The organism is Phenylobacterium sp. GW821-FHT12F10 (assembly GCF_058806695.1).
The window spans coordinates 696021-719040 of sequence record NZ_JBXAPY010000002.1 but is presented as its reverse complement, the minus strand read 5'-3'; the positions used below and the strand labels follow the sequence as shown (position 1 = coordinate 719040).

The following is a 23020-nucleotide window of genomic DNA, read 5'->3' as shown; positions in this document are numbered from 1 at the left end:
CCCTAGCCCCTCAGTCGAAGATATCGAACAGGTCGAAGCGCTTCTTGCGCCGGTGCGCGGGATGGCGGTCGTCGTCGTCGTCATCCCAGTCGCGCCGCGGGCGCTCGGGTTCGCGCCACATGCGGGCCGGGCCCTCCTGGGCCGGGGCCTCGCCGCGGCCGGCGGCGATCAGCTTCTCCAGCTCCCCCCGGTCCAGCCAGACTCCGCGGCAGGCGGGGCACATGTCGAACTCCACGGCCTGCCGGCTGACAGCCGACATAGAGGTGTTGCAGTTGGGGCAAAGCAGAAGAGGCATCGTCGCGGGGCTCCATCACATCAAGGGATGGGTGCGCCCGAGTCCGGAACCGAGGGATGGGGGGCCAAACCTTCTAGGACCCGGCATCGAGCGCACCCGATGCAGTCCGACATCACGATCCGCTCGGGGAGGAGAGCTGAGGATCGCCAGAGGGGCCCGGCCTGCTCCCCAGAGCTAGGAAGGCCGCCCGGTCTTGAAAAGGGGGCCGCCGCGATCTTCGGCGAGTTTTTTTCGGGCCGCCTTGGATTAGTCTGTCGGCGGGTCGGTGGAGGGGTGGGCGATGTCGGAAGGCGGCGGACCGTGGGACGTGAGAAACCGCGACCCGGCGCGCGCGCCGGGCGCGCGCCGGCGCCGGGTGCTGTGGATCCTCGCCCTGCTGGGCCTCCTTGGCGGGGTGCGCCTGCTCTTCGCGGCCTTCCCCGGGGCGGTGAGTTCGCCCGAGGACTGGGCCTGGGTCGCCTGGGGCGTGCTGCTGATGGCCATGCTTTCGACCTCCCTGCTGTCGCGGAATGTCCGCTGGGGGCAGACCGCGCGCCACGCCGGCATCTGGGCGGCCATCGTGGCCGTGCTGGTCCTGGGGGTCACCTATCGCAGCGAGTTGGCCGGGGTCGGCCAGCGGGTGCGCATGCAGTTCTCCTCCTCCTACCCCGTCGCCGTCAGCCCGCACGAGCTGGTGGTGACCCAGGGCGACGAGGGCGGCTTCTTCGTCATGGGCATGGTCAACGGCCAGCGCGTCCGCTTCCTGGTGGACACCGGCGCCAGCGACACCGTGCTCAGCCCCGCCGACGCCAGGCGGCTGGGGATCGACCTGGAGACGCTCACCTTCGACAAGACCGCCGAGACCGCCAACGGCATGGGCTATGGCGCGGCCTTCACCGCCGACAGCGTGGCGGTGGGCTCCATCGCCTTCTCCGACATGCCCCTGGTGGTCAACCAGGCGCCGATGTCGAGCTCCCTGCTGGGCATGACCTTCCTGCGGCGGCTGGAGTCCTTCCAGGTGAAGGGCGACAAGCTCTACCTGAAGTCCCGGGATTGACGGCCCGCTCGCGCGAGCCTCGCCTTTCGCGGTCCACCTGCTAGAGGAACCCCGAACGCGAGATTGCAGGGACCCCGCCATGGACGACCGCCAGACCGTGCCGGTCATCGACCTGGCCGCGCGCGCCGAAGAGGTTCGGGAGAAGTTGGCCCGCGCCTGCGCCGACTGGGGGTTCTTCCATCTGGTCGGCCATGGCCTGGATCCCGCCCTGCTGGCGGCGGTGATGGACGAGGCGCGCGGCCTGTTCGCGGCGCCGGCGGCCGACAAGCGGGCGCTCAGCCGCAGCCGCGACAATCCCTGGGGCTATTACGACCGCGAACTGACCAAGAACCGGCGCGACAAGAAGGAGATCTTCGACATCGGGCCGGACGCCGCGGGCCTCGCGCCGACCGACGACGCCTTCACCGGCGCCACGCCCTTCCCGCCCTGGCGCCCCGCCTTCGAGCCCACCGCGCGGACCTATGTCGCCGCCTGCGAGGTCCTGTGCCTGCGTCTGCTGCGGGAGATCTCCGCGGGCCTGGGCGCGCCGGCCGAGGCCCTCGCCCCGGCCTTCGAAGGCGTCCACACCAGCTTCCTGCGGCTCAACCACTACCCCACCCGCGATCCGATGGCGGGCGAGGCCGCCGAGCCCGCGGGACTGGGCATCCATCACCACACCGACGCCGGGGCGCTCACCGTCCTGCTCACCGACGGGGTCCCCGGGCTGCAGGTCATGAAGGACGGGACCTGGCGTCCGGTCGATCCGGTCCCCGGCGGGCTGATCATCAATGTGGGGGACATGATCCAGGTCTGGTCCAACGACGCCTATCAGGCGCCGCTGCACCGGGTGCTGGCCATGGAGGACGGCGAGCGGTTCAGCCTGGCCTACTTCTTCAACCCCGCCTATTCGGCCGTGATCCGCCCGCTGCAGGCGCCGCGCCGATACCGCGACCTGCCCTGGGGCGAATTCCGCCGCCGCCGCGCCGACGGCGACTTCGCCGACTACGGGGCGGAGGTGCAGATCAGCGACTACCGCGCATAGAAAAAGGGGCCGGACCTGCGGTCCGACCCCTCCTGTCTGCCTGACGGTCGTCGCGCCTAGTTGCGCGCGGTGTCCACCAGCTTGTTCTTGGTGATCCAGGGCATCATGGCGCGCAGGCGGGCGCCGACTTCCTCGATCTGGTGCTCGGAACCGCGACGGCGGGTGGCCTTGAAGCTCGGCGCGCCGACGGCGTTCTCCTGCATGAAGTCACGCACGAAGCGGCCCGACTGGATGTCCTCCAGCACGCGCTTCATCTCGGCCTTGGTGTCCGGCGTCACGATGCGCGGGCCGGTCACGTACTCGCCGTACTCGGCGGTGTTGGAGATCGAGTAGTTCATGTTGGCGATGCCGCCTTCGTAGATCAGGTCCACGATCAGCTTCACCTCGTGCAGGCACTCGAAATAGGCCATCTCGGGCGCGTAGCCCGCCTCGACCAGGGTCTCGAAGCCGGCGCGGATCAGTTCCACCAGGCCGCCGCAGAGCACGGCCTGCTCGCCGAACAGGTCGGTTTCGCATTCCTCGCGGAAGGTGGTCTCGATGACGCCCGAACGGCCGCCGCCGATGGCCGAGGCGTAGGCCAGGCCGAAGTCCTGGGCGTTGCCCGTCGGGTTCTGGTGGATGGCGATCAGGCACGGCACGCCGCCGCCCTTCTGGTATTCGCCGCGCACGGTGTGCCCGGGACCCTTGGGGGCGATCATCAGCACGTCGATGGTCGACTTGGGCTCGATCAGGTTGAAGTGGATGTTCAGGCCGTGGGCGAAGAGCAGGGCCGCGCCGTCCTTGATGTGGGGCGCGATCTCTTCGTTATAGATGCCGCGCTGCAGTTCGTCGGGCGCCAGCACCATGATGGCGTCGGCCCAGGCCGCGGCCTCGGCGACGCTCATCACCTTCAGGCCGTCGGCCTCCACCTTCTTGGCGGTGGCCGAGCCGGGTCGCAGGGCCACAACCACGTTCTTCACGCCGGATTCCGACAGGTTCAGCGCGTGCGCGCGGCCCTGGGAGCCATAGCCTACAATGGCGATCTTCTTGTCCAGGATGCGGGCGAGGTCGGCGTCGCGGTCGTAGTAGACGCGCATGGTCATTACTCCTGAGGACGAAGGTCGCCACGACGTCGCGCAACGGCGCCGCAGCAAAGGCGGGGCTTTGCAGCGGAATTTTGCGCAAAGGTCAAGCCGAACGGCCACTTGCAGGACATTTCGCCCCGCGAACCCTCCCCTTCATGGGGAGGGTGGATGTCGCGAAGCGACAGACGGGTGGGGAAGCCTTGGCGGTATGCCCCACCCTTCGTCGGCTATCGCCGCCTCGTCCCTCCCCATGAAGGGGAGGGAAAACTCGGATCTACCAGAAGACGTCGTAGATCACCTGGACCACGCGGCCGGAGAACATGTCCACCAGCAGCACGTCGTCGCCGACCCGCACATACTCGTAGCCGATGGGCGGGATCGGCAGGCCGTAGGACCACCAGTCGTTCAGCCGGTACTGGCTGCCCCACCAGGACCGCGGCAGCATGTCGCCGTAGCTCCAGCTGCGGATGTAGAAGCCCGACGGCGGACGGTAGGCGTAGCCGCGGTAGCGCTGCTGGCTGCGATAGGTCTGGCCATAGTGGCGCTGGTCGTAGCGGGGGCGCGGCTGCCGGTCGGGCCGCCAGTTGCGGTCGCCGCCATTGTTCCAGCCCTGGCCGCCCCAGTTGCGGTCGCCGTCATGACGGCCATTGCGATCGTTGCGGTCGTTGCGGCCGTCATGCCGCCGGTCATTGTCCTGCCAGCCCGACTGACCCTGCCAGCCTTGGCCCTGCCAGCCTTGACCCTGGCGCTGGCCGGAGCCCTGCCAGGTCGTGCCCCCGCCGCCGCGGCGGTCGGGCTGGGTCGTGGTCGGCGGGGTCTGCGGGCCGCGATGGCGATCGCCCCCCTGCCAGGACTGGCCGCTGGGGGCCGGCGCCGGGGCCGCCGCGGGCGCCGCGGGAGCCGGGGCCGGAGCGGCGGGCTGCGGCGCGGGCCGGGCGTTGTCGGGATTGTTGCGCGTGCTGGCGCGCATGGCGGGATTGTAGCCGCCGTCGTCGCGGTTGGCGCGGCGATGCTCGCCGCCATCCTCCTGGGCGAAGGCCGCCGGGGCCGTCGAGGCCAGCAGCGCCAGCGCCAGAGCGCCCCTGATCACCGTCTTCATGTCACTGTTCTCGCCTGGCCGCGCGCGGCCGTGGATGTCCCTTGGAATTGGTTAATGAGCGGCGCTGTGTGAACCGCGCTTGAACGGAATCTCGCGCCAACCGACATAGGCTTCAAAGAGCGAGCCGACGCGCTTCCGGAGACCCCCATGCCCGCCACCCCGCACGACATCACCGGCTTCTGGCGCGCGGCGGGCCCCAAGAAGTGGTTCGCCAAGAACCCCAACTTCGACGCCGCCATCCAGCTGAAGTTCGAGCCGGTCCATTACATGGCCGCCCTGGGCCGTCACGACAAATGGATGGAGACCGCCGAGGGGTCGCTCGCCCTGCTGATCCTGCTCGACCAGTTCCCCCGCAACCTGTGGCGTAACACCGGCCACGCCTTCGCCACCGACGGCAAGGCCCGCCAGATCGCCCGCCACGCCGTGGCCACCGGCCAGGACCTGGAGGTCGAGCCCCTGCTGCGGCCCTTCATGTACCTGCCCTTCGAGCATTCGGAGGACCTGGCCGACCAGGAGGAGAGCGTGCGCCTCTGCACCGCCCTGGGCGATCCCGAGACCCTGAAGTTCGCCGTCCTGCACCGCGACATCATCGTCCGGTTCGGCCGCTTCCCGCACCGCAACGCCTGCCTCGGGCGCACGACCACGCCGGAGGAGCAGGAATTCCTGGATGAAGGCGGTTTCGCCGGCTGAGCCCGGCTAGTGGTTCATCTGCTGGGAGTTCTGGCTCTCGATGAACTGCTCGCGCTCCCGCTCCTGGCGCGCCTCCAGCTCGGCCTTGTCGTAGCAGACCCGCTTGGTGAAGCGGGTGCCGGTGGTGGTCTCCTCGCGGCAGATCATCTTGATCCGCTTCTCGCCCGGCTTCAGCGGCGCGGAGACGGGCGTACGCTCGACCGCCGCCGGGGGCGCGGGAACCGGCGCAGGCGTTTGTTCATCCGCGGCGCTGAGCGCGGCGGCCATAAGCAAGACGAGAATCATGGAACCCCCAGACTGGAACTCTACTCAAGGTTCCACGGCGCCTGGGGGTGAAGCAACCGGAGATACGTTGGAAGGCGAACTTCTCGCCTGACGTTAGCGGCCCCGCACGTCCGAGAAGGCCGACTTCATGGCCATCTGGCGCATGGCCTCCTGGTCTTCCTCGGCGCGGCGCTTCCAGTCCTCCAGGGACAGGCAGGTACGCTTTGTCAGGCGGGTTCCGGTGGGGGCGTCCTCGCGGCAGATCATCTTGATCCGCTGCTCGTTCTTCTTCAGCGGCGCGGCGACGGGCAGGGTCTCGGCGGCGACGATCGCCGCGGGCGGTTGGTCGGAGCCGCTGAGCGCGGCGGCCATGAGCAGGGCCAGGATCATCGTCAGTCCCCCAGAACAGAATGTGGGGTCAGTTTTCTACGTTCCCGACTTATCCGCAACCTTGATGACCCCGCGGCGCATTGGTCCTTGGCGCGAATCACCTGGTTGCGCGACGCTCGCCTGATAAATCGGCACATCCTGATGAACGCCCTGACCGCCCAACGCCTGCCGCAAGCCCTCACTGCTCCGGAGCATCCGGAACGGCAGTATCTCGACCTGCTGGCCGACATCCTGGAGAACGGCGTCCAGCGCGGCGACCGCACCGGCACCGGCACCCTGGGGGTCTTCGGCCGCCAGATGCGGTTTGATCTCTCCCAGGGCTTCCCCCTGCTGACCACCAAGAAGCTGCACCGCAAGTCGATCTTCGTGGAGCTGCTGTGGTTCCTGCGCGGCGACACCAATGTCCGCTGGCTGCAGGAGCGCGGGGTTTCCATCTGGGACGAATGGGCGGCCGAGGACGGCGAGCTCGGCCCCGTCTACGGCAAGCAGTGGCGGTCCTGGACCGCCCCGGACGGCCGGGTGATCGACCAGATCGCCGCGGTGGTGGAAAGCCTGAAGACCAATCCCGACAGCCGCCGCCACATCGTCTCGGCCTGGAACCCGGCCGAGATCGAGGACATGGCCCTGCCGCCCTGCCACTGCCTGTTCCAGTTCTTCGTCGCCGACGGCAAGCTGTCCTGCCAGCTCTACCAGCGCTCCGCCGACGTCTTCCTGGGCGTGCCCTACAACATCGCCAGCTACGCCCTGCTGACCATGATGATGGCCAAGGTCGTGGGTCTGGAGCCCGGCGAGTTCGTCCACACCCTGGGCGACGCCCACCTCTATCTGAACCACCTGGACCAGGCCCGCGAGCAGCTTTCCCGCGATCCCCTGCCCCTGCCGCGCCTCGAGATCGCCGACAAGGCCGACCTGTTTTCCTACGACTACGAGGACTTCAAGCTGCGCGGCTACCGCGCCCACGAGAAGATCGCCGCGCCGATCGCGGTGTAATTCCGCTCATCCCGGCGAAGGCCGGGACCCAGATCCAGCCACCGCATTCCGGATTCCTGGCCCAGGTCGTGACCTACGATCTGGATCCCGGCCTTCGCCGGGACGAGCGGTGGAGAGTCGGGCTATGAAGGGCCCATGACAGCCATCCTCACCGCCGGCCCCATCGCGCGCGCCTCCAACGGCGTCATCGGCCGCGCCGGCCACCTGCCCTGGCGGCTGAAGACCGACCTGGCCAATTTCCGCGCCGTGACCATGGGCAAGCCGGTGATCATGGGCCGCAAGACCTGGGAGAGCCTGCCCAAGGCCCCCCTGCCCGGCCGCACCAATATCGTGCTGTCCCGCGACGGCTCCTTCGAGCCCAAGGGGGCTCTGGTCTGCGAGGAGCTGTCGGAGGCGCTGTCCATCGCCCGCGAGCAGGCCGAGGAGGACGGCCAGGAGGAGTTCTGCGTCATCGGCGGCGCCTCGCTGTTCGAGCTGGTCCTGCCCCGCGCGCGCCGCATCTACCTCACCGAGGTCCATGCGGAGGTCGAGGGCGACGTGGTCCTCAAGGGCTTCGACGAGAGCCAGTGGAAGGAGGTCCGCAAGACCGACCATCCCGCTGGCGAGGACGACGAGCACCCCTTCACCCTGCGGGTGCTGGAGCGACGCTGATCTAGCCGTCCCACTCGACGGGTTCAGAGATGACGGCGTCCCAGTCGAAGGGCGATTCGGGGGGGAACGCCGTCTTGGGCCGCCGAGTCTCCCGCGCCGCCCGAAGGCGCGCCGTTTCATAGGCGTCCTTGAGCAAGCCATCGATCTGAGGCTTGAGACTGGGGTTGTCTCGCAGCACGCGCAGCGCTTCACCCCGCTGCTCGGCGACGGTCAGAGCCCAGCTTCTGGATCGCCGCTCCGGTTGATAGCGCCACTTGAGAAGGTGGGTCAGGAGAATGACGAGATGGCTTCGAAGCTCGCTACGTTCCTGCCGCCCCAAGCTCTCCACCTCCTCCAGCAGATTCTCCCAGTCGATCTCGTTCACGCTGCGGCGGCGCAGGGCGTCGGCCTGGTCTTGGGTCCAGGCGAAGAAATCGAGCGCATATAGTTTCGTCATGGGGCTGGCCTCACGTCGCGCAACCCGGACATAGTGTCAGAAAACGACGGGGAGACGAAACATGGACATGCAGCTCGTGGCCGAGGGATTCGAATTCCCCGAAGGCCCCATCGCCATGAACGACGGCTCGGTGATCCTCACCGAGATCAAGGCCCAGCGCCTGACCCGCGTCACTCCGGACGGTAAGAAGACCACCGTGGTCGACACCGGCGGCGGCCCCAACGGCGCGGCGGTCGGCCCGGACGGCGCCATCTACATCACCAACAACGGCGGGTCCTTCGAGTGGATCGACAATGGCGGCCTGACCATTCCCGGCCCCACGCCCGCCAGCCATACCGGCGGCATGATCCAGCGGTTCGACCTGGCCACCGGCAAGCTCACCACCCTCTATGACGCCTGCGACGGCAAGCGGCTGATCGGACCCAACGACATCGTCTTCGACAAGTCGGGCGGCTTCTGGTTCACCGACCACGGCTGCTCCACCCCGGAGGGCCGCAAGTTCGGGGCGCTCTACTACGCCAGGACCGACGGCAGCCACATCAGCCGCCAGCGCGACCACCTGATCTCCCCCAACGGGGTGGGCCTCTCGCCTGACGAGACGGTGGTCTATGTGGCCGACACCAATCTTGGCCGGCTGTGGGGCTTTGACGTCGCCGCGCCCGGCGAACTCGCCCCGCCCGCCGGCTTCGCGCCGGGCCGGGTGATCGCCAACATGCCGGGCTACCAGCTGTTCGACAGCCTGGCCGTCGAGGCCTCGGGCAAGGTCTGCGTGGCCACCATCATCAATGGCGGGATCACCGCCATCGACCCGGACGGGACCCACGAGCACTTCGCCTTCCCCGACCTGATCGTCACCAACATCTGCTTCGGCGGCGCCGACATGCGCGACGCCTGGGTCACCTGCTCGGCCACCGGCAAGCTGTTCAAGGCCCGCTGGCCGCGCCCGGGCCTGAAGCTGAACTTCAACGCCTGAGGCGGCCAAGACTGAATTTCGACATCCGGCGCCACGAGCGTCGGAGCGACAAGGGAGAGAGACCATGGGCTGGAATTTCGGAGACATCCTGGACGCCGTCGGCGGCGCCGTCCCGCCCGAGGCGCCGGCCTTCATCCATGGCGAGCGGGTGATCAACTGGGGTCAGGCCAACCAGATCACCAACAGCCTGGCCCGGGCCATGATCGCCCGCGGGTCCCAGCCGGGCGACAAGATCGCCCTCTATATGCGCAACCGGCCGGAATACCTGCTGGCGGTCGCCGCCGGGTGGAAGGCGCGCCTGACCCACGTCAACGTCAACTACCGCTACACGCCCCAGGAGGTCTGGTACATCTTCGACAATTCCGACGCTCAGACCGTGGTCTATTCGTCGGAATTCCGCGACGCCGTCGCCGAGATTCGCCCCCGCCTGCCGAACGTGAACACCTGGATCGAGGTCAGCGAGGACGGAACCGTCGCCCCCTTCGCCGAGAACTTCGACACCCTGGCCGCCGAGGGCAATGGCGGGCCGCTGGACATCGCGCGCTCCGGCGACGACCAGTTCTTCATCTACACCGGCGGCACCACCGGCATGCCCAAGGGCGTGATGTGGACCCACCACGACCTGCGCGAGATCACCCTGGCGCCCGCCCGCATGATGGGCCCGGTTCCGGAAACCGTCGAGGAACTGGCCGCCGCCACCCGCGCCGCCGGCCCCGGCGGCCGCATCCTGCCCGCCCCGCCCCTGATGCACGGCACCGGCCTGCTGACCTCCATGGGCGCCATGATGGCCGGCGGCTGCGTCATCACCCTGGAGGGGCAGACCTTCGACCCCGTCGAGCTGCTGGAGACCATCGACCGGCACAAGCCCCAGTCCCTGGTCCTGGTGGGCGACAGCTTCGGCAAGCCCCTGCTCAACACCCTCAACGCCAACCCCGGCAAGTACGACGTCTCCAGCATCGCCGCCGTGGTCTCCTCGGGGGTGATGTGGAGCCTGGAGGTCAAGCAGGGCCTGCTGGAGCACATGCCCGGCGCCATGCTCAACGACGCCTTCTCCTCCTCCGAGGCCCTCGGCATGGGCGCCTCGGTGATGATGAAGGGCGTCGAGGCGCCTACCGCCAAGTTCATGCTGGGCGGCCGCTGCAAGGTGTTCGACGAGAACGACCAGCCGGTGGAGCCCGGCTCCGGCGTATCGGGCATGATCGCCATCAAGGGGCCGAACCCGCTGGGCTACTACAAGGACGACGAGAAGACCGCCCGCACCTTCCGGGTCATCGATGGCGAGCGCTACTCGATCCCCGGCGACTGGTGCCTGGTGGAGGCCGACGGGACCCTGACCCTGCTGGGCCGGGGCAGCGCCTGCATCAACACCGCCGGCGAGAAGGTCTTCCCCGAGGAGGTGGAGGAGGCGCTGAAGACCCACCCCTCCGTCGAGGACGCCCTGGTCATCGGCCTGCCCGACGAGAAGTGGGGCCAGTCGGTCACCGGTGTTATCCGCCTGTCGGAGGGCGCGAGCCTGGAGGAGGACGCCCTGCGCGCCCACGTCCGCCAGGCCCTGGCCGGCTACAAAACCCCCAAGCGGATCGTCGCCACCACCGAGATCCTCCGCGCCAGCAATGGCAAGGCCGACTATCCGACGGCCAAGTCGATCGCCGAAACGGCCCTGGCCGTCTAGACGTCCCCGAGGATCGCCCGACGCCGCGCCAGGCCGTCGGGCGACCACTGGGTAGCCAGGTCGTAGAAGATCTCGAAGGCCGGCTGCCCCTCGATCTTCACCCAGGGCAGCTTGGAGCGGGTGAAGATGTGGGCGTCGGGCGGGAAGGCCGCGGGGTCGTCCAGGGTCGCCACCCGCACGAACCGCAGCTTCGGCCGCCCGCCATAGTCCGACCAGAGGCTCGTGCCGCAGGCCGTGCAGCGATAGATGTCGTGCGGTCGGCCGCTGTCGGTGGGCATCCGGCTGGGCGCGATCTCGCCTGAGCGCACCTCGATGCGGTCGGTCTCGATCAGGCCGTTGATCACGAAGGCCGACCCCACCTGCCGCTGGCAGTCGCGGCAGTGGCAGCAATTGACGAACATCGGCGCGCTCCTCAGCGCATACCGGACCGCCCCACAGGCGCAGCCGCCCTCGAACATTGAATCCCTCCCGAACCTGGAGGTCGAGCCTAACCCTCCCTCCCCTTCATGGGGAGGGTGGATGGCGCGAAGCGCCAGACGGGTGGGGAAACCTGCCAGGACTCCCCACCCCGACCGCTATCGCGGTCTTCCCCTCCCCATGAAGGGGAGGGAGAAGGACCCTAGTACAGCACCCCCATGGCCGACCGCTCGAAGCTCTTCAGCTCGTCGTTGCGGCCTTCCTTGATCTTCAGCACCCATTCGGGGTCCTGCAGCAGGGCGCGGCCGACGGCCACCAGGTCGAAGTCGCCACGCTCCATGCGGCGCTCCAGCTCGTCCAGGGAGGCCGGCTGCGAGGCTTCGCCGCCATAGGCCGCGATGAACTCACCCGACAGGCCCACCGAGCCGACGCTGATGGTGGGAACCCCGGTCAGCTTCTTGGCCCAGCCGGCGAAGTTGAGGTCCGAGCCCTCGAACTCCGGCTCCCAGATGCGGCGCTGCGAGCAGTGCAGGATGTCGGCGCCGGCGTCGACCAGGGCGCCCAGCCAGGCCTCCATCGACTTGGGATCGTGGGCCAGGCGGACGGTGTAGTCCTGCTGCTTCCACTGGCTGATGCGGATGATCACCGGATAGTCGGGGCCCACCGCCTTGCGGACCGCCTTCAGGATGTCGGCGGCGAAGCGGGCGCGGCCCGGCAGCTCCTTGGAGCCGTAGGCGTCCTCGCGGACATTGGTGCCTTCCCAGAAGAACTGGTCGATCAGGTAGCCGTGGGCGCCGTGCAGCTCGATGGACTCAAAGCCCAGGGCCTTGGCGTGGGCGGCGGCCTCGGCGAAGGCGCGGATGGCGTCGGCGACGTCCTCCTCGCTCATCCCCTCGCCGAATTGCTTGTCGGGGCGCGACAGGCCCGACGGGCTGTCATAGGGGCCGGCCGGGCTGAAGTTCGGATCGCGGGCGCGCACGGCGCCGACGTGCCAGAGCTGGGGCGCCATGACCCCGCCGGCCTCGTGCACCGCGTCGATCACCCGCTTCCAGCCGGCCAGGGCGGCCTCGCCATGGAAGCGCGGCACGTTGGCGTCGTTCACCGAGATCGGCCGGTCGACGCCGGTGCCTTCAGAAACAATGAGCCCGACCTCGGCCGCCGCGCGGCGCTTGTAGTAGGCCACAACGTCATCGGTGACGACGCCGCCGGGGGAGAAGGACCGCGTCATGGGGGCCATGACGATGCGGTTCCGAAGGTGCAGGCCCTTGAAATCAAAGGGCTTGAAGAGGGCGTCGGCGGCCATGGGCGCTCCGGGTCAAACGATTGTTCGAGAAGCCCCAGCTAAAGCACGGTCGTGCGCTTCCGTCTGTGCAGTTTTTCTGGGCGCCGCGCCGGTTCACCTAGGGGCAGTTCGCGCAGGCGCTCTTGCCTTGCGGCCCGCCCTCAAGCATTCTTGTCTGAACAGTGATAAGATAGCCGAACCAGACGGCATCTGCGGAGGACAATCCATGAGCGACGGCGCGATCGATCTGAAGGCGGAGGCCCGCTCCAAGGCCTATTCCATGCCGCTCGACGAGATCAACATCGTCGATCTGGAGCTGTGGCGCACCGACACCATGTGGCCCTACTTCGAGCGCCTGCGCAAAGAGGACCCGGTCCACTACCACCCCGAGGGCCAGCACGAGGACGGGCCCTTCTGGTCGGTGACCAAGTACAACGACATCATGGCCGTGGACACCAACCACGAGGTCTTCTCCTCCGAGCCGTCGATCACGATCTTCGACCCCAAGGAAGACTTCACCCTTCCGATGTTCATCGCGATGGACCCGCCCAAGCACGACGTCCAGCGCAAGACCGTCAGCCCCATCGTCTCGCCGCACAACCTGCAGGCCCTGGAGCCGCTGATCCGCTCGCGGATCTGCAACACCCTGGACAGCCTGCCGATCAACGAGCCCTTCGACTGGGTGGACCGGGTCTCCATCGAGCTCACCACCCAGATGCTGGCGACCCTGTTCGACTTCCCCTTCGAGGACCGTCGCAAGCTGACCCGCTGGTCGGACGTCGCCACCGCCGGCCCGGAATCGGGCCTGTTCAGCTCCGAGGATCCCGAGATCGTCGACGCCGAGCGCAAGATGGAGCTGTTCGAGTGCGTGGACTACTTCACGCGCCTCTGGAACGAGCGGATCAACCTGCCGCCGAAGGGCGACCTGATCTCCATGCTGGCCCACGGCGAGGCCACCAAGGACATGGATCGCATGGAGTATCTGGGAAACCTGATCCTGCTGATCGTCGGCGGCAACGACACCACCCGCAACTCGATGACCGGCTCGGTCCTGGCCCTGAACCAGAACCCCGACCAGTACCAGAAGCTGCGCGACAATCCCGACCTGGTGCCCTCGATGGTCTCGGAGACCATCCGCTGGCAGACCCCGCTGGCCCACATGCGCCGCACCGCCACCCGGGACTTCGAACTGGGCGGCAAGACCATCAAGAAGGGCGACAAGGTCATCATGTGGTACGCCTCGGGCAACCGGGACGAAGAGGTGATCGAGAACCCCAACGCCTACATCATCGACCGCGAGCGTCCCCGCCAGCACCTGTCCTTCGGCTTCGGCATCCACCGCTGCGTGGGCAACCGCCTGGCCGAGCTGCAGCTGAAGATCCTGTGGGAAGAGATCCTCAAGCGCTTCCCCACCATCCAGGTGGTCGAAGAGCCCAAGCGCGTGCCCTCGGCCTTCGTGAAGGGCTACGAGCGCATGATGGTGACCATCCCCTCGAAGAACTAGGCGATCGCCGGCGGTTTCCAGAAAGCCGCCGGCGCGCTAAGGCATGGTCATGAGCACGATCCCTCCCCGCCTCGTATGACGCCCCTGAACTGATCAGGTGAGACGCCGCGCGCTCGCGCGGCCAACAGAGGCCCCGGCGGCCTCGGCGAGACGAGACGAGAGATCCTCATGACCACCCCGACCCCCGACTGGGCCGCGCGCTTCTCCCAGCGCATGGCGCGCGTTCGCGCCAACGAGATCCGCGAGCTGCTGAAGCTGCTGGATCAGCCCGACATCCTGTCCTTCGCCGGCGGCATTCCCGACCCCGGCCTGTTCCCGGCGGCCCGCATCCAGGCCGCCTATGACGCCATCCTGGCCGATCCGGCCCAGGCCGCCGTGGCCCTGCAGTACTCGGTGAGCGAGGGCTACCTGCCCCTGCGCCGCTGGATCGCCGAGCGCATGGCGCTCTACGGCATCCCCTGCGACGAGCACAACATCATGATCACGGCGGGCTCCCAGCAGGGGCTCGACCTGCTGGGCAAGCTGTTCCTCACCCGCGGCGACACGGTGATGGTGGCCCGTCCCACCTATCTGGGCGCCCTGCAGGCCTTCAACGCCTATGAGCCGGACTATCTGGACCTGCCGGCCGGCGCCCTGGACGGCGGCGGCGACTTCGAGGCCCTGATGGCCGGCCGCGCGCCCCACCCCCTCGGCTATTTCGTCCCCGACTTCGCCAACCCCACCGGCGAGAGCCTGACCCTGGCCCAGCGCGAGGCCCTGCTCGATCTCGCCGAGACCCTGGACATGACCCTCATCGAGGACGCCGCCTATCGCGAGCTGCGCTTCGACGGCGAGGCCCTGCCGACCCTGCTCGCCCTGGACATCGCCCGCTCGGGTTCCATCGAGGCCGCCCGCACCCTGTTCTGCGGCACCTTCTCCAAGACCATCTCGCCGGCCCTGCGCATCGGCTGGGTCTGCGGTCCCCGCGCGGTGATCGAGAAGCTGGTGCTGCTGAAACAGGGCAGCGACCTGCACGTCTCCACCCTCAACCAGATGGCGGCCTTCGGCGCCGTGGCCGAGGGCTACGAGCAGCACCTGGGCATGCTGCGCACCGCCTATGGCGCCAAGGCGCACGCGACCCTGCAGGCCCTGGAGCGGCACATGCCGCCGGGCGTCACCTGGTCGCGGCCGGAAGGCGGCATGTTCGTCTGGCTGTGGCTGCCGGAGGGGATGGACGGCAAGGCCCTGCTGGAGCGCTCGCTGATCGAGGAGCGGGTGGCCTTCGTCCCCGGCGAGCCCTTCTTCGCCGAGGTCCCGGCCGCCAACGCCATCCGCCTCAGCTACTCCCTGCCCACCCACGCCCAGATCGAGGATGGCGTGGCGCGCCTGGCCCGGCTGATCGCGCGCTCATAGCGACCCCGCGATGCGCCACACCAAAAGGTGTCATCCCGGAAAGCCCGCAGGGCTTGTCCGGGACCCAGACGCGCGGGGCGCGCAGGATGGATCGGTGAGTATGGGTCCCGGTCTTCCGCCTGCCGCGGAAGCCGGGATGACACTTGGGGCGCGCCGCGTCGCCCCCCGAGAGCTCAGTCCACCCCGTAGGCCCCGCGCTCCAGCGCCTTGAACAGCGCCAGCACGTCGGGATCGGCGAAGGGCAGGAGCTGGGTCATCAGCACCCCGCCCTGCCCGGCCTCGGGATCGGCCCAGTAATAGGTGTTGGCCAGGCCGGCCCAGGCCAGGCTGCCGGCCCCGCGGCCGTCGCCGGTGGGCTCCGGGGTCACCATGGCGGCCAGGCCGTGGCCGACCTGCATGTGCGGATAGAGGTCGAAGTCGTTGCTCATGCTCGGCATGGACGAGATCAGCATCCCCGCCCGGTGGCCGGCGGTGTGCGACTCCCTCAGGCCAGCCAGGGTCTGCGGCGAGATCACCCCGCCCCCGTCGGTCCCCAGCAGCATGCGCAGGAACCGGGCGTAGTCGCCGGCCGTCGAATAGAGCCCGCCGCCCCCCGACAGCACCTCGGGGTTGGCCGGCATGCCGAAGGGGATGGGGATCAGGGCGCCGTCGGGCCCGCGTACATGGACGCTGGCCTTGCGGGCCGCCTGCTCGTCGGAGAGCGCGAAGCCCGTGTCGCTCATCCCCAGGGGGCCAAGGACGTTCTCACGCAAATAGGCGTCCAGCCTCTGGCCGCTGGCCGCCTCGATGACGATGCCGGCCCAGTCGATGCCGATGCCGTAGATCCAGCCCTGGCCGGGGTCGAACATCAGCGGCTGGCGATGGCCGGCCCGGGTCCCGGAATTCGGATCGGGGGCGCCCTCGGTCTGGGAATAGGCCAGCAGGCGCGGATGGCTGAAGGGGTAGGCGAAGCCGGAGGTGTGGGTCAGGAGCTGGCGCAGGGTGACGACGCCCTGGGCCGGCCGCAGCCGGGGCTTGCCGCCGGTGACATCCTCCAGGACCTGCAGGTCCTTCAGCTCGGGCAGCAGCTCGCCCAGGTCCCCGTCCAGGGTGAGCTTGCCGCGCTCCACCAGCTGCAGGGCGGCCACCGAGACGATGGCCTTGGTCATCGACGCGATCCAGAACACCGTCCCGGCGTCCATCGCCGCCGGCTGGCCCGCGGCCCGAACACCCGCGGCGTGTTCGTAGGTCACCCCGTCGCGGTCGGTGACCAGGGCCACGGCCCCGGCGATCCTGCCGTCCGCCACCGCCTTGGCCAGGGCGGCCTCGAAGGCCTGATAGCTCACAACCCCAGCACCATCTTGGCGATGATGTTGTGCTGGATCTCGTTGGAGCCGGCGTAGATCGAGGTCTTGCGGTAGTTGAAGTACATGGGCGCCACCGTGGCGGCGTAGTCCGGACCCGCCCGGGGCTCGTTCCGCTCGCCACGGAGCTCGGCGAAGGTGTCGCGCACGAAGGGCTGGGCGTAGAGGCCCGCGGCCTCCAGGGCCAGTTCGGTGATCGCCTGCTGGGCCTGGCTGCCCTCCAGCTTGAACATGGAAGACGCCGCCCCCATCGCCTCGCCGGCCGTGCGGGCGGCGAACATCCGCAGCTCGGTGGCGTTGAGCGCGTCGACCTTGATCTGGGTCTCGGTCAGCTTGCGGCGGAAATCGGTGTCATCCAGCATCCGCTGGCCCCCGTCGGAGGGCTCCACCGAGGCGATGGCCTTCACCTTGGCCAGCATGTTGGTCAGGCCCGGCGCATAGGCGTTGCCCCGCTCGAACTGCAGCAGGTACTTGGCGTAGGTCCACCCCTGGTTCTCCTCGCCGATCCGGTTGGAGACAGGGACCCGGACGTTCTCGAAGAAGACCTGGTTGATCTCCTGCTCGCCGTCCGGCGGCCCGTCCAGGGTCGGCAGGGGGACGATGGTGATCCCGGGCGTCCTCATGTCCAGCAGCAGGAAGCTGATGCCCATCTGCTTGATCGCCTCGTTGGCGGTCCGCACCAGGCAGAACATCCAGTCGGCGTGCTGGGCGTAGGTCGTCCAGATTTTTGAACCGTTTAGTACATAATAATCCCCGTCCCGCTCGGCCTTCATGGACAGCGAGGCGAGGTCCGATCCGGAGCCCGGTTCGGAATAGCCCTGGCACCACCAGACCTCGCTCGAGAGGATCTTGGGCAGGTGCTGTTTCTTCTGTTCGTCGGTCCCGAAGGCCATCACCACCGGGGCGCACATCCGCACCCCCATGTTGGAGGTGTCCGGCGCCCCGGCCAGCGCCATCTCCATGTCGAAGATGTACTTCTGGGCATGGCTCCAACCGGTCCCGCCGTACTCGACGGGCCAGTCGGGGGCCATCCAGCCCTTTTCGTTCAGGCGCTTCCACCAGCGGACCTGGCCGGCCTTGTCGATATGGGCGTTCTTGGCCTGGGCCATGTGGGCCCGCATGTCGTCGTCGAAGGCCTGGGCGATGAAGGCGCGGACCTCGTCGCGGAAGGCGAGGTCACCTTGCGAGAAATCGAGGTCCATGCCGACCCTCCCTAGACGCCGTCGAGGTATTCGATCTCGGGACGGCCGCCCATGCAGGGGCCCATCTTGGCGCCGGCGGCCTTGAAATAGTCCGTGCCGCCGTGGGCGGTCAGGGCGTCCTGGTCCTTGTAGAGCTCGAGGACTTTGTAGATCTGGGGGTCGGTGCGGCTCTTGGTGAGCTGGTAGGCCAGGTTTCCCGGCTCATTGGCCCGCACCTGCTTGGCGAGGTCGGTGAAGATCGCCTCGAATTCCGCATTCTTGCCTTCGGCGACCTTCAGGGTCGCGATCACACCGATCATAGCCGTCTTCTCCCAACGCTTGTTTGAAGCGACGGTAGAGGGGGTGATGAAGCGCTGCAACCCCTACCCGGCGTCAGCTTGGGAGGACGACCAGGCCCTTCCCGCTCGTCCCGGCGAAGGCCGGGATCCAGGTCATAGACCGTGGCCTGAGTCAGAAATCCGGAATGCGGCGGATGTATCTGGGTCCCGGCCTTCGCCGGGATGAGCGGATCAATTACCGCCGCTCGTTCCAGCCGTAGGCGACCCAGTGGTGGCCGCCCATGTTGCGGGCCTCGATGACGCCGTCGTCGGCCCGGGCGTGGGCGGTGCGCTTGGCGCGCAGGGCCAGGCCGGCGAGGGCCAGCAGGGCCGAGGACATCACCGCGATCACCACCACCGTGGCGGCGGCGAACAGGGCCAGGACCGCGCCGATGACGACGGCCGCCGTGGTGGCCAGAGCGCCGCCCAGCACCGCGAAGCTGCGGAGCGCCGAACCGTGTTTGCGGGCGAATTCCCTGACCATGGCTTCCTCTGGCGCCGTCTTTTCTGACGGCCAAACAATTATGTCGTTCCGGCGATCCCCGGCGTCAACGCTTCTCAACCCAAAAAAGCGACGAAAGCTTGGTCATGCCACCCCTTCGAGCGCCATCGCCCGGCGTTCACGCATGATTGTATCGAAGGCCGCGTTGATGGAGGCGGCCTTGGCCTCGGCCACCTCGATGAACTCCGAGGGCAGGCCGCGGGCCCGGGCGCGGTCGGGGTGGGCCACCACCAGCGCGCCCTTCCAGGCGCTGCGGACCTCCTCGTCGGGGGCGTCGTGGGGCACGCCGAGCACACCGTAAGGATCCTCGGCCGAGAGGCCCAGATGGGTGGCCTTCAGGCGGCGGAACACCAGGGGCGAGAAGCCGAACAGGTGGGCGACGCTCTCCAGATAGGCCAGTTCGTCGGCGGTCACCGCCCCGTCCGAGCCGGCGATGTGGAACAGGCCGTCCAGGACGTCCTCCAGTAGGGCCGGGCAGTTGCGGTAGCGTTTGGCCAGCCGGATCGCATAGCTCTCGTAGCCGTGGGTGGTCTGCCGGGCCAGGTCGTACAGCCGGTGGATGTTGCGCTCCGAGGCCGCGTCGGTCTGGAAGACCTGGGCGAAGGCGTCGAACTCGCTGACGCTCACCCGGCCGTCGGCCTTGGCCAGCTTGGCGCCGAGCGCCGTGACGGCGGTCGTGAAGGTGGGGTCCTCGCCGGGCAGGCCCGGAGGACATTCGTCGCAGTCTTCGCAACCATCGGGGCGGCGGACGGCGAGCCCAGCAATGTTGCGCCAGAAACTCATGGGAGTATCGACAAGGCTACTTCCGCAACGCAGCAAACACAACGCGCATCATCCCACAGGCAGGTTAAGTTTTGGACAGGCTCTGGAGTTTCTGGATCGACCGCGGCGGCACCTTCACCGACGTGATCGGCAAGGCCAGCGACGGCGAGGCGGTTTCGCTCAAGCTGCTCTCCAGCTCCCCGGCCTATGAGGACGCCGCGGTCGAGGCCATGCGCCGCGTGCTGGGGGCCGCCCCCGGAGCGCCCTTCCCCGCCGCGCGGGTGGAGGCCATCAAGATGGGCACCACCGTGGCCACCAACGCCCTGCTGGAGCGGCGCGGGGCCAGGACCCTGTTCGTGGCCACCCAGGGCTTCGCCGACGCCCTGGTGATCGGCGACCAGTCCCGGCCCGACCTCTTCGCCCTGAACATCGTGCGCCCCGAGCCGCTCTATTCCGGCGTCATCGAGGCCCGCGAGCGCCTGGCCGCCGACGGGACCGTGGTCCAGGGCCTCGACCGCGAGGACTTGGCGGCCAAGCTGAAGGCCGCCGTCGCCGACGGCTACGCCGCCGCCGCCATCGCCTTCCTGCACGCCGATCTCAACCCCGCCCACGAGATCGCCGCCGGCGAGCTGGCCCGCGCCGCCGGCTTCGAGTTCGTGGCCCTGAGCCACGAGGTCTCCCCCCTGCCCCGCTACATCCCCCGGGCCGAGACCACCGTCGCCGACGCCTATCTGACCCCGGTCCTGCGCGCCTATGTGGAGAAGGTGGCCGGCGCGGTGGCCGGAGCGCCGCTCTACTTCATGACCTCGGCCGGCGGTCTGGTGCGCGCCAGCGCCTTCCGCGGCCGCGACGCCGTGGTCTCCGGTCCCGCCGGCGGCGTGGTGGGCGTGGCCGAGACCGCGCGGGCGGCCCACGCCGACCAGGCCCTGGGCTTCGACATGGGCGGCACCTCCACCGATGTCTGCCGCTATGCCGGGCGCCTGGAGCGCCGCGACACCGCGGTCATCGCCGGGGTCAAGCTGCGCAGCCCCATGCTGGACGTGGAGACCGTGGCGGCCGGCGGCGGCTCGATCCTGTTCTTCGACGGCCTTCGGGCCCGGGTCGGGCCCCACAGCGCCGGCGCCGACCCCGGCCCCGCCGCCTATGGCCGGGGCGGCCCCGCCACGGTCACCGACGCCAACCTGGTGCTGGGACGGCTCGATCCTCGCTTCTTCCCGGCCATCTTCGGCCCGAACGCCAATGCGCCCCTGGACGTCGCCGCCGCCCGCGCCCGCCTGACGGAACTCGCCCAGGCCATGGGGGCGGCCAGCGTGGAGGCCGCCGCCGAGGGCTTCGTGGCCATCGCCGTGGAGCAGACCGCCCAGGCCGTGCGCCGCATCTCCACCGAGCGCGGCTTCGATCCGCGCGGCCACGCCCTGGTGGCCTTCGGCGGCGCGGCGGGCCAGGTGGGTTGCCAGGTGGCCGAGGCGCTCGGCGTCGACGAGGTGCTGTGCCCTCGCTATGGCAGCGTGCTCTCGGCCTGGGGCATCGGCCAGGCCCGGGTCACGGCCCTCAAGCAGGCCGGTCTGGACGCCGCTCTGGACGAGGCGGGCCTCGCCCGCGCCGCCACCCTCCTCGAAACCGTCGAAGCCGAGGCCCGCCAGGCGCTGGCCGACCAGGGCGCCGCCGACGGCCAGCTCACCCTCACCCTGCGCCTGCGCTATGACGGCGCCGACGCCGAACTGCCCATCGCGCTCGGCCCCCTGGCCGAGGTCAAGGCCGCCTTCGAAGCCGCCCACCGCCGCCTGTTCGGCTTCGTGGAGCCCGACCGGACGATCGTCATCGCGAGCGTGGAGGCCGAGGCTGTCGCCCTCCCTCCCTCCCCGACCTGGGGAGGGGCAGATCGCGAAGCGATCGGGGTGGGGGAGTCTGGCAAGCACTCCCCACCCGTCCGAGCTTCGCTCGTCCACCCTCCCCATGAAGGGGAGGGAGAGGTCGCCATGTTCGCCCACGGCGAAACCACCCCCGCCCCCATCGTGGCCGCCGAGACCCTCACCACCCTCGAAGGCCCCGCCCTCATCGTCCGCCCCGACACCCAGATCGCCCTGCCGCTGGGCTGGCGCGCCACGGCTGAAGCGGACGGCCTGATCCGCCTGACCCGCGCCGGCGGCGTCCAGGTCCGCGCCATCGCCCTGGACCGCCCCGACCCCATCACCCTGGAGCTTTTCAACCGCCGCTTCATGGGGGTGGCCGAGGCCATGGGGGCGGCCCTGGAGCGCACCGCCCACTCGGTGAACATCAAGGAGCGGCTGGACTTCTCCTGCGCCCTCTTCGACGCGGGCGGCGGCCTGGTGGCCAACGCCCCGCACATGCCGGTCCACCTCGGCTCCATGGGCGCCAGCGTCCGCGCGGTCCGCGATCGCCATCCCACCCTCAGGCCCGGCGACGCCTTCGCCCTCAACAATCCCTATGCCGGCGGCACCCACCTGCCCGACATCACCGTGGTCATGCCGGTCTTCATGCCGGGCGCGGCGACGGCGGCCTTCTACGTCGCCGCCCGCGGCCACCATGCCGATGTCGGCGGGGTGCAGCCCGGCTCCATGCCGCCCTTCTCCAAGACCATCGACGAGGAGGGCGTGCTGCTGGACGCCATCCCGATCATGCGCGGCGGCGAATTTCTGGAATCGGAAACGCGGCAGGCCCTGGGGGCTGGACGCTGGCCGGCCCGGGCCCCGGACCGCAACATCGCCGACCTCAAGGCCCAGATCGCCGCCTGTCAGGCCGGGGCGGCGGCGGTGGCCGGCATGATCGAGGGCTTCGGCGGCGAGGTGGTGGCCGCCTACATGACCTTCGTGCAGCGCAACGCCACGGCCTCGGTCCGCCGCGCCATCGGCAAGCTGTCGGACGGCCAGGCCCGGGTCCCCATGGACGGCGGCGGCGAGATCGTCGTCGTCACCACCGTGGACGCCGCCCGGGGCGAGGCGACCCTGGACTTCCGCCCGTCCGCCGACCAGCTGCCGTCGAACTTCAACGCCCCCTCGGCCATCGTCGACGCCGCGGCCCTCTATGTCTTCCGCACCCTGGTGGACGATGACATCCCGCTCAATTCCGGCTGCCTGGCGCCCCTCAACATCCTGACGCGGCCGGGCTCCATGCTGGCGCCGGCCCCGCCCGCCGCCGTGGTGGCCGGCAATGTCGAGACCAGCCAGCACGTGGTGGACGCCCTCTATGCGGCGCTCGGCGTCATGGCCAACGCCCAGGGCTCGATGAACAACTTCACCTTCGGCGACGAGACCCGCCAGTACTACGAGACCCTCTGCGGCGGGGCCGGGGCGACCGCCCAGGCCGACGGCGCCAGCGCGGTCCACACCCACATGACCAATAGCCGCCTCACCGACCCGGAGATCCTGGAGCGGCGCTTCCCGGTTCGGGTGGAGACCTACGCCATCCGGCCGGGCTCAGGCGGCGCCGGGGCGCATCGCGGCGGCGACGGGGCGGTGCGGCGGGTGCGCTTCCTGGCCCCCATGGAGGCGGCCCTGCTCTCCACCCGGCGCGATCACGCCCCCCAGGGGATCGCGGGCGGCGGCCCCGCCCTGCCCGGCGCCCAGCGTTTGATCACGGCCTCGGGCGCGGTAAAGGAACTTCCCGGCTGCTTCTCGGTTACGGTCCAGCTTGGCGACGTGATCGAGATCCAAACCCCAGGGGGCGGAGGCTTCGGATCGCCCGCCGCCTCCTGATC

General features: G+C 69.3%; 23 protein-coding genes. 10 read left to right on the top strand and 13 right to left on the bottom strand.

Annotation, left to right across the window (positions count from 1 at the left end; genetic code table 11):
- Nucleotides 1-10: 10 nt before the first annotated feature.
- Nucleotides 11-295 (bottom strand): TFIIB-type zinc ribbon-containing protein, encoded by a 285-nt coding sequence (locus AC1RN5_RS15930; protein ID WP_304700299.1) that lies wholly within the window; start codon nucleotides 293-295, stop codon nucleotides 11-13.
- Between the two features lie 307 nt (nucleotides 296-602).
- On the opposite strand from AC1RN5_RS15930, the gene AC1RN5_RS15925 reads away from it, so the two are divergent.
- Together AC1RN5_RS15925 and AC1RN5_RS15920 are read left to right on the top strand one after the other, a co-directional pair.
- On the top strand, nucleotides 603-1331 hold the full coding sequence (locus AC1RN5_RS15925; RefSeq protein ID WP_493042126.1) for a retropepsin-like aspartic protease family protein: 729 nt from the start codon (nucleotides 603-605) through the stop codon (nucleotides 1329-1331).
- A gap of 79 nt (nucleotides 1332-1410) precedes the next feature.
- The gene (locus AC1RN5_RS15920; protein WP_493042125.1) at nucleotides 1411-2352 is read left to right on the top strand and encodes an isopenicillin N synthase family dioxygenase; all 942 of its coding nucleotides are present in this window, start codon (nucleotides 1411-1413) and stop codon (nucleotides 2350-2352) included.
- A 56-nt stretch (nucleotides 2353-2408) separates the two neighbouring features.
- Here the strand turns inward: AC1RN5_RS15920 and ilvC are convergent, their stop codons facing one another.
- Both ilvC and AC1RN5_RS15910 read right to left on the bottom strand, forming a co-directional pair.
- A complete protein-coding gene (gene ilvC, locus AC1RN5_RS15915) occupies nucleotides 2409-3428 on the bottom strand; it encodes a ketol-acid reductoisomerase (RefSeq protein ID WP_493042124.1) in 1020 nt (339 codons plus the stop codon).
- Between the two features lie 262 nt (nucleotides 3429-3690).
- Nucleotides 3691-4515: an RcnB family protein gene (locus AC1RN5_RS15910; protein ID WP_493042123.1), complete on the bottom strand. Its 825-nt coding sequence runs from the start codon at nucleotides 4513-4515 to the stop codon at nucleotides 3691-3693.
- 147 nt (nucleotides 4516-4662) lie between these two features.
- Between AC1RN5_RS15910 and AC1RN5_RS15905 the strand changes: the two genes are divergently transcribed.
- Nucleotides 4663-5205 (top strand): DUF924 family protein, encoded by a 543-nt coding sequence (locus tag AC1RN5_RS15905; RefSeq protein WP_493042122.1) that lies wholly within the window; start codon nucleotides 4663-4665, stop codon nucleotides 5203-5205.
- Between the two features lie 6 nt (nucleotides 5206-5211).
- Here AC1RN5_RS15905 and AC1RN5_RS15900 read toward each other — a convergent pair whose 3' ends face one another.
- Together AC1RN5_RS15900 and AC1RN5_RS15895 are read right to left on the bottom strand one after the other, a co-directional pair.
- Nucleotides 5212-5490, bottom strand: a complete 279-nt coding sequence (locus tag AC1RN5_RS15900; protein ID WP_493042121.1) for a hypothetical protein — start codon at nucleotides 5488-5490, stop codon at nucleotides 5212-5214.
- Nucleotides 5491-5583: 93 nt separating this feature from the next.
- A complete protein-coding gene (locus AC1RN5_RS15895; RefSeq protein WP_493042120.1) occupies nucleotides 5584-5859 on the bottom strand; it encodes a hypothetical protein in 276 nt (91 codons plus the stop codon).
- 141 nt (nucleotides 5860-6000) lie between these two features.
- Between AC1RN5_RS15895 and AC1RN5_RS15890 the strand changes: the two genes are divergently transcribed.
- Both AC1RN5_RS15890 and AC1RN5_RS15885 read left to right on the top strand, forming a co-directional pair.
- Entirely contained in the window at nucleotides 6001-6849 is an 849-nt protein-coding gene (locus AC1RN5_RS15890) for a thymidylate synthase (protein WP_493042119.1), read from the top strand.
- A 135-nt stretch (nucleotides 6850-6984) separates the two neighbouring features.
- Nucleotides 6985-7500 (top strand): dihydrofolate reductase, encoded by a 516-nt coding sequence (locus tag AC1RN5_RS15885; protein WP_493042118.1) that lies wholly within the window; start codon nucleotides 6985-6987, stop codon nucleotides 7498-7500.
- 1 nt (nucleotide 7501) lies between these two features.
- On the opposite strand, the gene AC1RN5_RS15880 is transcribed toward AC1RN5_RS15885, so the two are convergent.
- Entirely contained in the window at nucleotides 7502-7936 is a 435-nt protein-coding gene (locus tag AC1RN5_RS15880; protein WP_493042117.1) for a DUF29 domain-containing protein, read from the bottom strand.
- 61 nt (nucleotides 7937-7997) lie between these two features.
- On the opposite strand from AC1RN5_RS15880, the gene AC1RN5_RS15875 reads away from it, so the two are divergent.
- Both AC1RN5_RS15875 and AC1RN5_RS15870 read left to right on the top strand, forming a co-directional pair.
- On the top strand, nucleotides 7998-8909 hold the full coding sequence (locus AC1RN5_RS15875) for an SMP-30/gluconolactonase/LRE family protein (RefSeq protein ID WP_493042116.1): 912 nt from the start codon (nucleotides 7998-8000) through the stop codon (nucleotides 8907-8909).
- Between the two features lie 64 nt (nucleotides 8910-8973).
- Entirely contained in the window at nucleotides 8974-10581 is a 1608-nt protein-coding gene (locus AC1RN5_RS15870) for an acyl-CoA synthetase (RefSeq protein WP_493042115.1), read from the top strand.
- Here the strand turns inward: AC1RN5_RS15870 and AC1RN5_RS15865 are convergent.
- Nucleotides 10578-11039: a GFA family protein gene (locus AC1RN5_RS15865; RefSeq protein WP_493042114.1), complete on the bottom strand. Its 462-nt coding sequence runs from the start codon at nucleotides 11037-11039 to the stop codon at nucleotides 10578-10580. The two genes, AC1RN5_RS15870 and AC1RN5_RS15865, sit on opposite strands and share 4 nt — an antisense overlap.
- Before the next feature lie 161 nt (nucleotides 11040-11200).
- Nucleotides 11201-12301, bottom strand: a complete 1101-nt coding sequence (locus AC1RN5_RS15860) for an NADH:flavin oxidoreductase (protein ID WP_493042113.1) — start codon at nucleotides 12299-12301, stop codon at nucleotides 11201-11203.
- A 205-nt stretch (nucleotides 12302-12506) separates the two neighbouring features.
- Here AC1RN5_RS15860 and AC1RN5_RS15855 point away from each other — a divergent pair, with 205 nt between their 5' ends.
- Both AC1RN5_RS15855 and AC1RN5_RS15850 read left to right on the top strand, forming a co-directional pair.
- Nucleotides 12507-13784 (top strand): cytochrome P450, encoded by a 1278-nt coding sequence (locus AC1RN5_RS15855; protein ID WP_493042112.1) that lies wholly within the window; start codon nucleotides 12507-12509, stop codon nucleotides 13782-13784.
- Nucleotides 13785-13952: 168 nt separating this feature from the next.
- Nucleotides 13953-15176: an aminotransferase-like domain-containing protein gene (locus AC1RN5_RS15850; RefSeq protein WP_493042111.1), complete on the top strand. Its 1224-nt coding sequence runs from the start codon at nucleotides 13953-13955 to the stop codon at nucleotides 15174-15176.
- A 173-nt stretch (nucleotides 15177-15349) separates the two neighbouring features.
- Here AC1RN5_RS15850 and AC1RN5_RS15845 read toward each other — a convergent pair whose 3' ends face one another.
- From AC1RN5_RS15845 to AC1RN5_RS15825, 5 genes are all read right to left on the bottom strand, one after another.
- Complete coding sequence (locus AC1RN5_RS15845) at nucleotides 15350-16501, bottom strand: serine hydrolase domain-containing protein (RefSeq protein ID WP_493042110.1); 1152 nt, start codon at nucleotides 16499-16501, stop codon at nucleotides 15350-15352.
- Nucleotides 16498-17721 (bottom strand): acyl-CoA dehydrogenase family protein, encoded by a 1224-nt coding sequence (locus tag AC1RN5_RS15840; protein WP_493042109.1) that lies wholly within the window; start codon nucleotides 17719-17721, stop codon nucleotides 16498-16500. The genes AC1RN5_RS15845 and AC1RN5_RS15840 overlap by 4 nt, the downstream gene beginning before the upstream one ends.
- Nucleotides 17722-17732: 11 nt before the next feature.
- Nucleotides 17733-18020: a putative quinol monooxygenase gene (locus AC1RN5_RS15835; protein WP_493042108.1), complete on the bottom strand. Its 288-nt coding sequence runs from the start codon at nucleotides 18018-18020 to the stop codon at nucleotides 17733-17735.
- A gap of 214 nt (nucleotides 18021-18234) precedes the next feature.
- Complete coding sequence (locus tag AC1RN5_RS15830) at nucleotides 18235-18522, bottom strand: hypothetical protein (protein WP_421935068.1); 288 nt, start codon at nucleotides 18520-18522, stop codon at nucleotides 18235-18237.
- 102 nt (nucleotides 18523-18624) lie between these two features.
- Nucleotides 18625-19323, bottom strand: coding sequence for a TerB family tellurite resistance protein (locus tag AC1RN5_RS15825; RefSeq protein WP_421935067.1), 699 nt, complete (start codon nucleotides 19321-19323; stop codon nucleotides 18625-18627).
- Nucleotides 19324-19394: 71 nt separating this feature from the next.
- Here AC1RN5_RS15825 and AC1RN5_RS15820 point away from each other — a divergent pair, with 71 nt between their 5' ends.
- Nucleotides 19395-23018, top strand: a complete 3624-nt coding sequence (locus AC1RN5_RS15820; RefSeq protein ID WP_493042107.1) for a hydantoinase B/oxoprolinase family protein — start codon at nucleotides 19395-19397, stop codon at nucleotides 23016-23018.
- The last annotated feature ends 2 nt before the right edge of the window (nucleotides 23019-23020 follow it).